The organism is Caulobacter sp. GW821-FHT10A06, from assembly GCF_059415805.1.
On sequence record NZ_JBWKNY010000005.1, the window covers coordinates 171,680 to 185,159 of the forward strand.

General features: G+C 66.7%; 7 protein-coding genes. 6 read left to right on the plus strand and 1 reads right to left on the minus strand.

Going from position 1 to position 13,480, the window contains the following annotated elements; all coding sequences use genetic code 11:
• Positions 1-15: 15 nt before the first annotated feature.
• From AC07NF_RS15580 to AC07NF_RS15605, 6 genes are all read left to right on the plus strand, one after another.
• Positions 16-2,661: a TonB-dependent receptor gene (locus AC07NF_RS15580; RefSeq protein WP_494629115.1), complete on the plus strand. Its 2,646-nt coding sequence runs from the start codon at positions 16-18 to the stop codon at positions 2,659-2,661.
• 156 nt (positions 2,662-2,817) lie between these two features.
• A complete protein-coding gene (gene galA, locus AC07NF_RS15585; RefSeq protein ID WP_494629448.1) occupies positions 2,818-5,307 on the plus strand; it encodes a beta-galactosidase GalA in 2,490 nt (829 codons plus the stop codon).
• Positions 5,308-5,709: 402 nt separating this feature from the next.
• Positions 5,710-8,805, plus strand: coding sequence for a TonB-dependent receptor (locus tag AC07NF_RS15590; RefSeq protein ID WP_494629113.1), 3,096 nt, complete (start codon positions 5,710-5,712; stop codon positions 8,803-8,805).
• A 98-nt stretch (positions 8,806-8,903) separates the two neighbouring features.
• Positions 8,904-9,626 carry a SapC family protein gene (locus AC07NF_RS15595; RefSeq protein ID WP_494629111.1) on the plus strand — a complete coding sequence of 241 codons (723 nt, stop codon included), beginning with the start codon at positions 8,904-8,906 and terminating at the stop codon, positions 9,624-9,626.
• Positions 9,551-10,657 carry a cupin-like domain-containing protein gene (locus AC07NF_RS15600; RefSeq protein ID WP_494629446.1) on the plus strand — a complete coding sequence of 369 codons (1,107 nt, stop codon included), beginning with the start codon at positions 9,551-9,553 and terminating at the stop codon, positions 10,655-10,657. Before AC07NF_RS15595 ends, AC07NF_RS15600 begins: the two co-directional genes overlap by 76 nt.
• A 19-nt stretch (positions 10,658-10,676) precedes the next feature.
• The gene (locus tag AC07NF_RS15605; RefSeq protein WP_494629109.1) at positions 10,677-12,176 is read left to right on the plus strand and encodes a tryptophan halogenase family protein; all 1,500 of its coding nucleotides are present in this window, start codon (positions 10,677-10,679) and stop codon (positions 12,174-12,176) included.
• Here AC07NF_RS15605 and AC07NF_RS15610 read toward each other — a convergent pair.
• Positions 12,173-13,474 (minus strand): glycosyltransferase family 4 protein, encoded by a 1,302-nt coding sequence (locus AC07NF_RS15610; RefSeq protein ID WP_494629106.1) that lies wholly within the window; start codon positions 13,472-13,474, stop codon positions 12,173-12,175. The genes AC07NF_RS15605 and AC07NF_RS15610 overlap by 4 nt on opposite strands.
• Positions 13,475-13,480: the final 6 nt, after the last annotated feature.

Here is a 13,480-nt window from a genome sequence, read left to right on the forward strand (position 1 = left end):
ATCAGGGGGAAACACATGACTCGCCATGCCATTCTGCTCGCCGCTGTCAGCGGCATCGCGCTGACCTTCGCTGTCGGCGCCCAGGCCCAGACCACCGAAACCTCGCAGGTCGAAGAAGTCGTCGTCACCGGCGTCCGCAAGAGCCTGCGCGACGCCCTGGCGGTGAAGCAGGGCTCCGACAAGGTCGTCGAAGCCATCTCGGCCAAGGACATCGGCGTCCTGCCCGACGTCACCATCGCCGAGTCCATCGCCCGCCTGCCGGGCGTCAACGCCACCCGCGACCGGGGCAATGACAGCCAGGCCGTCGTGCGCGGCCTGGGCGCGCGCCTGGTGCTGGGCACGATCAACAACCGCGAGGTCGCCTCGTCCGAGCCCGACCGCAACGTGCGCTGGGAGATCTATCCGTCGGAAGTCGTCTCGGGCGTGCAGGTCTACAAGTCGCAGTCGGCCGACCTGATCGCCGGCGGCGTCGCGGCCACCATCAACATCGACACCATCGCGCCGCTGGACTATCGCGGCCCGGCCTTCGTGCTGCGCGCCGGCCCGGTGTTCTATGACGGCGGCAAGGACATCCCCAACTACGGCACGACCGGCTATCGTGGCTCGGGCTCGTTCGTTCACAAGCTGAACGACGATCTGGCCGTGGTCCTGGGCGTCACCGCCCAGCGCCAGAAGAACGGCTATGGCTCGTTCACGGGCTGGGGCTACAACGACAGCAACGCCCGCCCGCCGGCCGGGGCCAGCGACTATTCCAGCGACCTGAACCGCGACGGCAAGGTCGACTACACGCCCTGGGGCGCGCAGATGTCGGCCAGCCGCATCGACCAGAAGCGCACCGGGATCTCGGGCGGCCTGCAGTTCAAGCCGACCGACACGTTCGAACTGAAGGCCGACGCGCTCTATTCGAAGATCAAGATCACCGAGGTCCAGGACCAGACCGTCTGGGGCGCCAACAACTGGGGCAACTGGAACCGCGGCGACGGCACCAACACCGGCTGGAACGACGGCGACTACCACGCCGCCGGCGCGTCCTTCACCCTGATCAACAATGCCGTCGTGGCGGGCCGCCTGCCGTTCAGCTCGGTGCAGACCGTGCTGGCCAAGTACAGCGAGGACAAGGACCTGTTCGCCGGCGGCCTGAACGGCAAGTGGACCGGCGACCAGTGGACCGTCACCGGCGACGTCTCTTACTCCAAGGCCAAGCGGACCAACACCTGGAAGGCCGTGCGCTTCGAGGCCTGGCCGGACTGGACCAGCTTCGACTGGCGCGCCGGCGTGACGCCGACCATCACCACCAGCCAGGAAAGCATCAAGCTCAGCCAGACCGCCGACCTGGCCGGCTCGCACGACGGCCCCGAGCGCCTGAACGACGAGCTGAAGGCCGCGGCCCTGGACTTCGCCCGCGACTTCGGCGGCGACAGCGTCTTCAAGAGCGTGCAGTTCGGTGTGCGCGCCTCGGACCGCACCAAGGATCACACCCGCTTCACCTTCGCCCCGTCGGCCACCGGCGCGACGATCCCGACCAGCCTGCTGCAAGCCTACAAGCTCAGCGACGGGGCCAATGTCCCGGCCCTGCTGACCGGCGACATCGACAAGATCGCGGCGGTCGCCTACGGGGCCAACGCCTTCGCCGTCTCTAAGGCGACCGAGGACCTGGCCTCGCGCTGGGCCGTGAACGAGAAGGTCTATGAAGGCTTCGCCAAGCTGAACTTCGCCGGCGACGGCGTGGGCGGCTCGTGGGTCACCGGCAATGTCGGCGCCCGCCTGGTCCACACCAAGACCAGCAGCGACGGCCAGCAGCAGGACACCGCCAGCGCCTTCAAGGCCGTGACGCTCGACAACGCGTATACCGACCTCCTGCCCTCGGCGAACGCCAAGCTGGACTTCGGCGACGGCAAGCTGCTGCGCCTGGGCGTGGCCAAGGTCATCGCCCGTCCGCCGCTGGACGAGCTGCGCGCCAGCCGCACCCTGGCCAACTGGGCGCCGTGGACCGGCAGCGCGGGCAATCCCAAGCTGAAGCCGTTCGAGGCCATCCAGTTCGACGCCTCGGCCGAATACTACTTCCGTCCGGAAGCCCTGGTGGCGATTTCGTACTACTACAAGGCCGTCGACAGCTATATCGGCTGGAAGCAGACCCCGGCCACGTTCGGCGGCCAGACCTACACGGTCGCCAGCCCGGCCAACGGCGGCAGCGGCCACATCCAGGGCGCGGAACTGACCTTCCAGACGCCGTTCTTCTTCCTGCCGGGGCCGCTCAGCAAGTTCGGCATCTATTCGAACTACGCCTATGTGGAATCGAACCTGAAGGAGTTCTCACCGGTCAATAATCCGCTGCGGATGACCGGCTTGGCCAAGAACACCGCGACGGTGGACCTGTGGTACTCCAATGCCGGCTTCGAGGCCCGCCTGGGCTGGAAGTACCACTCGCCGATGACCGTCATCTACGGCTGGAACGGTTCGGACCTGCAGACCCTGGCGACCGAGAAGACCCTCGACTTCAGCTCGTCCTACCAGGTCAACGAGCGCATCGGCGTCCGCTTCCAGGTCAACAACCTGACCAACCAGGAACTGCGGATGTACCGCGACAACGATCCCAACCGGATCGGCCGTTACGACAGCTATGGCCGTCGTTTCCTCGTCGACGTGACGCTGAAGTTTTAGAATCCAAAGTCCGTTTCCCCGGCGAAAGCCGGGGCCCAGATGGAAGGGCGTTGAGCTGACGCCATAAGCTCAGCGGCCCTCCAATCAGCCCTGGCGCCATGGGATCTGGATCCCGGCTTTCGCCGGGAAGACGGTATTGAGTTGAGGGAGTTGATGATGGTCCAGATCAACCGACGCCAAGCGCTGGCGGTGACCGCCGGCGCGGCGCTGCTGGCAAAGGCCGCGGCGGCGAGCGCCCAGGTCGCGCCGGTCGCCGCTGTGGACCTGGGCCCGCGTGAGCGGACGTCGCTGGACTTCGACTGGCGCTTCGCCTTGGGCCATGCGTCCGATCCCACCAAGGACTTCGGCTTCGGCGCCAACCAGCGCACCTTCGCCAAGGCCGGCGCCAGCGCGCCGTCGTGGTGGGTAGCCGCCGCCGCGCAAAAGGACTTCGACGACAGCGCCTGGAAGCCGGTGACCCTGCCGCACGACTGGGCCGTCGAACTGCCGTTCGCCAACAACCTCGACTACAAACCCTCGGGCAAGCCGGACGACGAGGATCTGCGCGCCGCCCACGGCTACAAGGCGCTGGGCCGCGAGTTCCCGGAGACCAGCGTCGGCTGGTACCGCAAGACCTTCACCCTGCCGGCCAGCGACGCCGGCAAGCGCCTGTCGATCGAGTTCGGCGGCGCCTTCCGCGACGCCGTGGTCATCGTCAACGGCTACATCCTGGAGCGCGAGGACAGCGGCTATTCGCCGTTCCGCGTCGACATTACCGACATCGCCAATATCGGCGGCGACAACCAACTGACCGTCCGCGTCGACGCCAGTCTGGGCGAGGGCTGGTTCTACGAAGGGGCCGGGCTCTATCGCCACGTCTGGCTGGTCAAGACCGCGCCGGTCCACGTGCCGCAGTGGGGCGTCTTCGTTCGCGCCAAGGTCGACGGCACGCTGCAGATCGACACCGACCTGATCAACGAGGGCGACACGGCCCAGGCCTTCGAGGTCAGCCACGCGGTGCTGGACGCCGCCGGCAAGCCCGTGCTGGCCGTTGCTCCCGCCGCCGACCGCATCCCGGCCTGGGAGCGCCAGGGCCTGTCGCAGACGGTGACCCTGGCCAATCCGGTCTTGTGGTCGCTGGAAACCCCGCATCTCTACACGCTGGTCACCGAGACCAAGGTCGGCGGGACGGTCGTCGACCGTTTTGTCACCCGCTTCGGCGTCCGCTCGGTGCGTTTCGACGGCCAACAGGGCTTCTTCCTCAACGACAAGCCGGTGAAGCTGAAGGGCGCCTGCAATCACCAGGATCATGCCGGCGTCGGCGCTGCGATCCCGGACGCTTTGCAGGTCTGGCGGCTGGAGCAGCTGAAGTCGATGGGCTGCAACGCCTATCGCGCCTCGCACAATCCGCCGACGGTCGAGCTGCTGGACGCCTGCGACCGCCTGGGCATTCTCGTGATCGACGAGACTCGCCGGATGTCCAGTGATCCGACCTCCATGGACGAGCTGGAGCGCCTGGTCCGCCGCGACCGCAATCACCCCTCGGTGATCCTGTGGTCGATCGGCAACGAGGAGCCGCAGCAGGCCACTGCGCGCGGGATCAAGGTCGCCAAGACCATGAAGCGCCTGGTCAATCGCCTGGACCCCTCGCGTCTGGTCACGGCGGCGATGGACAACGGCTTTGGCGAGGGCATCAGCACGGTCATCGACGTGCAGGGCTTCAACTATCGCCACGAGAAGATGGACGCCTTCCACGAGCGTTTTCCGGCCGTGCCCATCATTGGCAGCGAAAGCGCCAGCGTGGTGACGACGCGCGGCGAGTACGTCCGTGACGAGGCCAAGAGCTACGTGCCGGCCTACGACACCGACCACCCCTGGTGGGCGACGACGGCCGAGAAGTGGTGGAGCCATGCGGCCGAGCGGCCGTGGATGGCGGGCGGCTTCATCTGGACCGGCTTCGACTATCGCGGCGAGCCGACGCCGTTCAACCGCTGGCCCAGCATCAGCTCGCACTTCGGGGCCTTCGACACCTGCGGCTTCCCGAAGGACAACTACTTCTACTACCGCGCCTGGTGGCGGTCCGAGCCGCTGCTGCACCTGTTGCCGCACTGGAACTGGGAAGGCCGCGAGGGCCAGCCGGTGGCGGTCTGGGCGCACAGCAACTGCGACAAGGTTGAGCTGTTCCTGAACGGCAAGAGCCAGGGCATGCGCGAGGTGAAGGCCAACCACCACGTCGAGTGGTCCGTGCCCTATGCGCCGGGCGTCATCGAGGCCCATGGCTACAAGAACGGCAAGGTCATCCTCCGCGCCCGTCGCGAGACGGCCGGGACGCCGGCCGCCCTGCGCCTGACCGCCGATCGCACGAAGCTGAAGGCCGACGGCCAAGACGTGGCGATCCTCAAGGTCGAGGTGCTGGACGCCAAGGGCCGCATCGTGCCGCGCGCTGAGAATCTGGTCCGCTTCGAGCTCACGGGCGCGGCGGACGTGATCGGCGTGGGCAACGGCAATCCGACCAGTCACGAGCCCGACGTCGCCAATCAGCGCAAAGCCTTCAACGGCCTGGCCCAGGCGATCGTCCGGACCCGGCGGAATCAGTCGGGGCGAGCGAGGGTGGTCGCGATCGCCGACGGCCTGAAGAGCGCCAGCGTCGATCTCGACCTCGGCTGACGCGCCGCAACCAAACTCGAAAATCCATGCACGCATGAGAGGCGGCGGCTAGCGCGATGCTGGCCGCCGTCATGCATTCGTATGCGTGGACACCGGTTTCCACCGCGAAATGTAACGCAACTTTGGCGCGATGGGCGGAATAAAGCGCCTTCGCGGCAGTGCAGCGAGCGGCCAAAAACACCGGTCATTTGTAGTAGAAATACGACCAGAATGGCCTTGAAAAATAATTGCTAGCGCTGTCAATTGGCCATTGCGGCGGTCAAAGACCGATGTTACCGCTAACTAGTCTCTCGTGCATGGGTTGTTCACCCGGAGCGGGAACGGGAAGAGCGACCGGGAAATGCTTCCGGTTCGTAACAATAAACATCGCCCCACAGAGGGCTTTTATTAGGGGGAACGGCTATGAAGCGGCTTCGTCGCTTGCACGCGTCTGCCTCTTGCGTCGCCATCACGGCGGCCATGTTCGCCAGCTCCGCGCTGGCTCAGCAGACCCAAGATAACGCCGTCGACGAGATCGTCGTCACCGGCATCCGCGCTTCACTCGAACGGTCGATCGAGATCAAGCGCAACAACAGCGGCGTGGTCGACGCCATCTCCGCCGAAGACATGGGCAAGTTCCCAGACACCAACCTCGCCGAGTCGCTCCAGCGGATCACCGGCGTGTCGATCGACCGGACCAACGGCGAAGGCTCCCAGGTCACGGTCCGCGGCTTTGGTCCCAGTTTCAACCTGGTGACCCTGAACGGCCGCACCATGCCCACCGCGCGGGTCGCCACGGTCGGTGGCGACCAGTCCGCGGATGGCGCGTCGGGCACCAGCCGCTCGTTCGACTTCTCCAACCTCGCCTCGGAAGGCGTGTCCACGCTGGAGGTCTACAAGACCGGCCGTGCGGCCATCCCGACCGGCGGCATCGGCGCCACGATCAACGTCAAGACCCGCCGCCCGCTGGACGGCAAGCCGGGCTTCAACGGCAGCATCGGGGTCAAGGGCGTCTACGACACCAGCATGGACAAGAAGGTCGATGACTTCGGCCACAAGTACACGCCGGAAGCCTCGGGCCTGATCAATTGGGTCGACGACAGCGAGAAGTTCGGCGTCACCCTGTTCGGCAGCTACCAGAAGCGCGACTACACCTCACGCTCGGCCACGGTGAACGACTGGAACATCAAGTCGTACGCCGACTTCATCAATCCGGACAACGGCTTCGTCCGTCCGGGCGGCGCCACCCAGATCACCAATGCGCCGTCGAGCGGGAGCACCTGGGTCGCGATCCCCAACGACAGCCGCTATCACTTCGCGCAAGGCGAACGTGAACGCGTCAATGGCCAGCTGACGGTCCAGTTCCGTCCGATCGAGACCATGACGATCACGGCCGACGCCCTGTACGCCAACGACAAGACGTTCGAGCGCCGCAACGACAGCACCAACTGGTTCAACCGTCCGTTCGACAAGGTCACCTTCGACAAGAACCCGACGGTCGCCACCGCTGTCCTGCTGTCGGAAAACCTCAGCGGCACCAAGGATACGGGCTTCGAGCAGCAGTACCGCGGCAATGAGGACTCGCTGAAGTCGTTCGGCCTGAACGGCACCTGGGACGTCTCGGACCGCTTCCACGTCAGCGTGGACGGCCACATCTCGAAGGCCGACTCCAAGCCGAACACGCCGAACGGCGCCAGCTCGACGGCGGTCTCGATCGCCGCGCCGATCCTGACGACCCAGACCGGCAACTACGAGGGCGACGTCCCGATCCAGAGCATCACGATCAACGACGCTCTGCGCGGCAACGGCAACGGCCAACTGGACGTCGGCGACTTGGCTAGCCAGGTCGCCCGCACCTGGGCGCAGCGCCAGCAGCAGAAGGTCAAGGAAATCCGGGCCGACTTCCGCTGGGACCTGGACGACAACGGCAGCCGCGTCGAGTTCGGGGGTAACTACCGCGACTCCAACATGCTGCAGACCAGCAAGTCGACCCAGCAGGACCTCGGCAGCTGGGGCATGTCCAGCCCGCGCGACGTCTCGCAATACGCCGGCAGCCTGGTGAAGGCGTTCTGCCTGGCCTGCCAGTACGACGACTTCAATCTGAACCAGTCGGGCGCTGGCCTGGTGTCGTTCCGCGCCAACGCCATTGACCTCTACAACGCCCTGTCGCCGGTCTATGCGGCCAAGGGCAATGCGGTCGGCGTCACGGGCCAGGAAAACAACCGCATCCAGGAAAAGATCGCCTCGGTCTATGGCCAGCTGGTCTGGAAGTCGGAGCTCCTGAATCTCCCGACTGAACTGGTCGCCGGCCTGCGCTACGAGACCACCAAGACCGACGCAGTCTCGCTGGTCCTGGTGCCCAGCGCCATCATCTGGACGGCGGACAACGACTTCACCCTGAAAACCAACGGCGTCTATCAACCGCTGACGGGCAAGGGGAAGTACAACAACCTGCTGCCGTCGATGGACTTCAAGGTCGAGCTGCGGGACGACCTGACGGGCCGCTTCTCGTTCAGCCGCACCATCGCGCGTCCGGACTATAACAACCTGTTCGCCGCCCAGAGCGTCGGCACGCCGAACCGTCCGGTCGCCAACGGGGCCATCCCGCTGGGCGCCATCGGCAACACGGACCTGGATCCGCTGATCTCCGACAACGTCGATGTGTCGCTGGAGTGGTACTACAAGCCCAGCAGCTACATCTCGATCGGCTTCTTCGACAAGCGGGTGAGCAACTTCGTTGGCACCGGCACGAAGATGTCGAGCATGTTCGGCCTGCGTGACCCCAGCTCCGGCGCGCCGGGCACCCTGTCGGGCAACGCCAAGACCGCTTTGGCGGCCATCGGCGCGGGCGTTGGCGACGTGAACCTGTTCACGATGGCGGCTCTGATCCAGACGACCGGCTCGGTGGCGGCGGCCACGGCCCAGTTCCAGGCCAACCGCCTTCCCAGCGGCGACCTGAACCAAGCCTTCGTGGACCAGATCCTGGCGGCCACGGACATCTCGCCCTCGGCGACCGATCCGCTGTTCAACTTCCAGGTCTCGCAGCCGATCAACAAGACGGGCAACATCCACGGCTTCGAAATCGCGGGTCAGCACTTCTTCGGCGACACGGGCTTCGGCATCGCGGCGGCCTATACGCTGGTGCGCGGCGACGTCGGCTTCAACAACGCCGCCGACCCGGGCCAGGATCAGTTCGCCCTGCTGGGTCTGTCGGACACGGCCAACGGCACTCTGATCTATGAAAAGTACGGGTTCTCGGCCCGTGTGGCCTACAACTGGCGGGACAAGTTCCTGCAAGCCACCAATCGCGGCGGCTCGCGCAACCCTGTCAACGTCGCGCCGTTCGGCCAGCTGGACATCAACGTCAGCTACGACGTCACCTCCAAGCTGTCGCTCTCCTTCGAAGGCATCAACCTGACCAAGGAGCACCTGCGCACCTACGCGCGTGACGAGAAGCAGGTCTGGTTCGCTCAAGAGCTGGACCGGCGCTTCCTCCTCGGCGCCCGCTACCGCTTCTAGGACCGGAAGTCTCCTAGCAGTGAGGGCAGGGACCGTCGCGCTTGCGGCGGTCCCTTTCTTCCTTTGAAGTACACGCCTTCAGGGCGTGAGTAGGCGATATGAACCGAGTGCTTCTGAACAATGTCGACCACGCCGACCTGCGCGTGATCGCCGGTTATGGCGTCGCCTTTGGCGATGCGCTGAACCAGGTGCTGGTGCTGCCGACCGAGTTCGAGGCGGTGCAGCGCGAATACCCCATCCTGATCCGCAAGGACGCCGCCGGCGCCTGGCAGGCCGTGGCCTTGCTGGGCCTGGACCGCGACGAGAACCTGTTCCTGGACGAGACCGGCTGGAATGCTCGCTATGTCCCCGCCGTGCAGCGGCGCGGCCCGTTTTCGATCGCCTTGCAACGCGACGAACCGGGCGCCGAGCCTCGGCCGATGATCCATGTCGACCTGGACCATCCGCGCGTCAGCCGCGACGCGGGCGAGCGCCTGTTCCTGCCGGCGGGCGGCAACGCGCCGTATCTGCAAGGGATCAACCAAGCCCTGGGCCAGATCCATGATGGCCTGGAGGTCGTCGGGCCGATGTTCGCTTTCTTCGACGACCTGGGTCTGATCGAGCCGATCGATATCGAAATCAAGCTGGACGACCAGACCAGCTACGACCTGCCCGACGTCTTCACCCTGGCGCCGGACCGCCTGGCGGCCGTGACGGGCGAGGATCTGGAGCGACTGCACCAGTCGGGCCTGCTGCGCGCGGCGCACTGGATCATCTCGTCGATGGGCAATATCGAGGAGCTGATCGCCCGCAAGACCCGCAAGCAAGCGTCTTTGGCATGACCGCGATCACCGCTCGTCGGACGCTGGAGACCACGGTGGCGACGCCCGCCGAGATCCCGTTCGAGGCGGTGCTGGCCGGCCAGACGCCCATGCTGTTCAAAGGCCTGGCCCGCGACTGGCCGCTGGTCCAGGCGGGTCTCCAGTCCGGCCAGGCGGCCCGCGACTACATCCGCGCCCACGACCGGGGCGGCCGGGTGGTGGGCTACACCGGCGACCCGGCCATCGGCGGCCGCTTCTTCTACGACGACACTCGCACGGCGATGAACTTCAAGGCCGAGCGCGCGCCGCTGGAGACCTTCCTGCAGCGTCTTGAGGAGGTCGAGGGCCGCAATGATGCGCCGGCGGTCTATGTCGGCTCCGCCGACTTGGACGCCTACTTCCCGGACCTGAAGGCCGCCAACGACCTGGGCCTGGGGGCCGAGGTGTTCGGGCCCGAGCCGCCGATGGCCGGCATCTGGATCGGCAACCGCACGACGGCGGCCGCCCACTACGACATGTCCAACAACATCGCCGTCTGCGCCGTGGGCCGGCGGCGCTTCACCCTGTTCCCGCCGGACCAGGTGGCCAACCTCTATCCCGGCCCGCTGGAGCCGACGCCCGGCGGCCAGGTGGTCAGCCTAGTCGATTTCCAGAATCCCGACTTCGACGCGCATCCCGGTTTCCGCGAGGCTCAGGGTTCGGCCCAGGTGGCCGAGATGGAGCCCGGCGACGTCCTGGTCTACCCAGCCCTGTGGTGGCATCAGGTCGAGGCGCTGGAGCCGTTCAACGTGCTGGTGAACTACTGGTGGAACAGCGCGCCGGCCCATCTGGACACGCCGATGACCACGCTGCTGCACGGCCTGCTCAGCCTGCGCGACCGGCCCGATTTCGAGAAGCAGGGCTGGAAGGCCCTGTTCGACTACTACGTGTTCGGCCCCGCCGACCGCGCCGGGGCGCCGCTGCCCGAAGCGGCGCGGGGCCCGCTGGGGCCGATGGATCAGGTGAAGGCCAGGCGGCTGCGGGCGTATCTGCTCGACCGCCTGAACAGATAAGATCAGGGGAGGGGACGCCATGACCCAGCAGACGATCCGCAAGGTGGTGATCGCGGGCGGCGGCACCGCCGGCTGGATGGCCGCCGCCGCTTTGGGCCGACAACTGGGCCCGCTGCTGGATATCACGCTGGTCGAGTCTGAGGACATCGGCACGGTTGGGGTGGGCGAGTCGACCATCCCGACGGCCCGTACCTTCAACGCCTTGCTGGGCATCGACGAGCCGGCGTTCATGCGCGCCACCCAGGCGACCTTCAAGCTGGGCATCTCGTTCGAGCACTGGGGCGAGATCGGCGACCGCTACATCCACTCGTTCGGCCAGGTCGGCAAATCCACCTGGATGGGCGGCTTCCATCACTTCTGGCTGCAGGCGCGCGAGCAGGGCTTCGGCGGCGAGCTGGGCGACTACTGCCTGGAGCTGAAGGCGGCCGAACAGAACCGGTTCTACACTGGCGAGCAGAGCCCGCTGAACTACGCCTACCACCTGGACGCCGGCCTCTACGGCCGCTTCCTGCGCGGCATGGCTGAGGGCGACGGCGTGCGCCGTGTCGAGGGCAAGATCGCCAGTGTCCGCCAGCGCGGTGAGGACGGCTTTGTCGAAACCCTGGTCATGGAGAACGGCGACGTCGTCGAAGGCGACCTGTTCATCGACTGCACCGGCTTCCGGGGCCTGCTGATCGAACAGACCCTGAAGGCCGGATTCGAGGATTGGGGCCATTGGCTGCCAACCAACAGCGCCCTGGCCGTCCAGACCCGCTCGACCGAGCCAGCAGTGCCCTATACCCGCGCCATCGCCCACAAGGCCGGCTGGCGCTGGAAGATCCCGTTGCAGCACCGGGTCGGCAACGGCCTGGTCTACTGCAATGAGTTCATGTCCGACGACGAGGCGCGCGACATGCTGACAGGCGAGATCGAGGGCGAGACCCTGATCGAGCCGCGCCTGATCCGCTACCGCACCGGCCGTCGCCGCAAGACCTGGGACAAGAACGTCGTCGCCCTGGGATTGGCCAGCGGCTTCGTCGAGCCGTTGGAGTCGACCTCGATCCACCTGATCATGGTCGGCATCACCCGCCTGATGAAGCTGTTCCCGTTCGGCGGAATCAGCCAGGCCGCCATCGACTTCTACAATCGCCAGGCCGATGACGAGCTGGAGAAGATCCGCGACTTCATCATCCTGCACTACAAGGCGACCGAGCGGACCGACAGCCCGTTCTGGGACCGTGTGCGGACGATGGACATCCCCGACAGCCTGGCCCACCGGATCGCGCTGTTCCGCGAGAGCGCCCAGGTCTACCAGGCACCGGGAGAGCTGTTCCAGACCGACTCCTGGCTACAGGTGCTGCTGGGCCAGCGTGTTCAGTCCCAGACCTATCACCACATGGGCCGGTTGATGCCGCCGCAGCAGCTTAAGGCCGCGCTGGAGGACCTAAAGCGCAACATCGCCGGGACGGTGACGCGCCTGCCGCAGCACCAGGCCTTCCTGGACAGCTACTGCGCCGAGCCGGTCAGTAAGAGCGCTTAAGGCGCGATCGGCGCGAACAGCTTCTGCAGCGTGGCGCCGATGCGGGCCGTGGCCGGGTCGGTGTCGGCCAGGCCCATGCCTTGCAGTTGCCAGCCCAGGCGGGCGCCGACTTCCAGCAGCGGACGGCTGGTGATCTGGGCCTGGGCCAGGGTCTCGACGGACTGCGCGTAGCGGGCGGCGTTGAGGTTATCCAGCGCCCAGGCGCGGGCGGCCTTGCCGGTGTCGCGGCGCAGGGCCTCGTCGGCGACCAGGCGCTCCAGGACGTCGCGCAGCTCTTCGACCACGATCTCGCCGTCGATCTTGAACACCAGGTCGTCAGGCAGTTCGCCATAGAAGCCGGCGCGGGCCACCACGGTGGGACGGCCGCTGAGCATGCCTTCGCAGGCCGAGCCCGAAGCGCCTTCCAGCACCGGCTTGCGCAGGGCGACCATGATGTCGGCCTCGTCCAGGCGGCGGTCCAGGGTCTCGTCGTCGACGGCGCCGTCGATGACCAGGTTCGTGAAGCCCACCTCGGCGGCGACGCCTTCTAGCTTGGTGCGCTCGTCGTCCGAGATCGGACCGACCAGGCGATAGGCGCAGGCCTTCAAGGCGTCGGAGCCGCCGATGGCGCGGATGACGTCGGCCACCCGCTTGTTGGGGTTCATCACCCCGACCGTGGTGAGGGTCAGCTGGCTCTTGGCCTTGGGCGGACCCGGCGGCGTCGCGCGGTCGGGGCAGCACAGCGGGGTCACATCGACCGGACCGGTGACCACGGCCTCCAGCTTGGGCGCGTAGAAGCGCGCGTGGGCCAGGGCGGCCTGGCAGCGGCCGGCCAGCCACTCGGTCATCGGCAGGTGCTGGGCGATCTCGCCCATGTCCAGCATCTGGCCCGAGCGCACGGCCACGGCGTGGGGCAGGGCCGCCTCGCCATAGGTCGCGACGATCTCGGCGTCGTGCCGGCGATAGTCCAGGCCGTTGTAGTGCAGCCAGCCCGAGAACAGGTTGTAGATGTAGAAGTCGTGGAAGATCCCCAGGCACGGCGCGGCGTCCAGGATCGCGAACACGCCGGCGTGGAAGGGATAGTTGTCGCCGATATTGACGATGACGACGTCGAACTCGGTCCGCAGGCGCGCCAGGTCGTAGCGGCGCCAGTGATGGACGGGCAGGGCGGTCGGATGCAGCGGCTCGTCGCCGACCTCATCCTCGCAGCGCAGGATCTCGACCTGGTGGCCCCGCGCGGCCAGGGCCTTGGCGACCTCGGCGCTGACCCGGCCGATCGACGAGCGCAGGACGAAGGGCGTCACCCAGCAGATCTTCATCGCGGT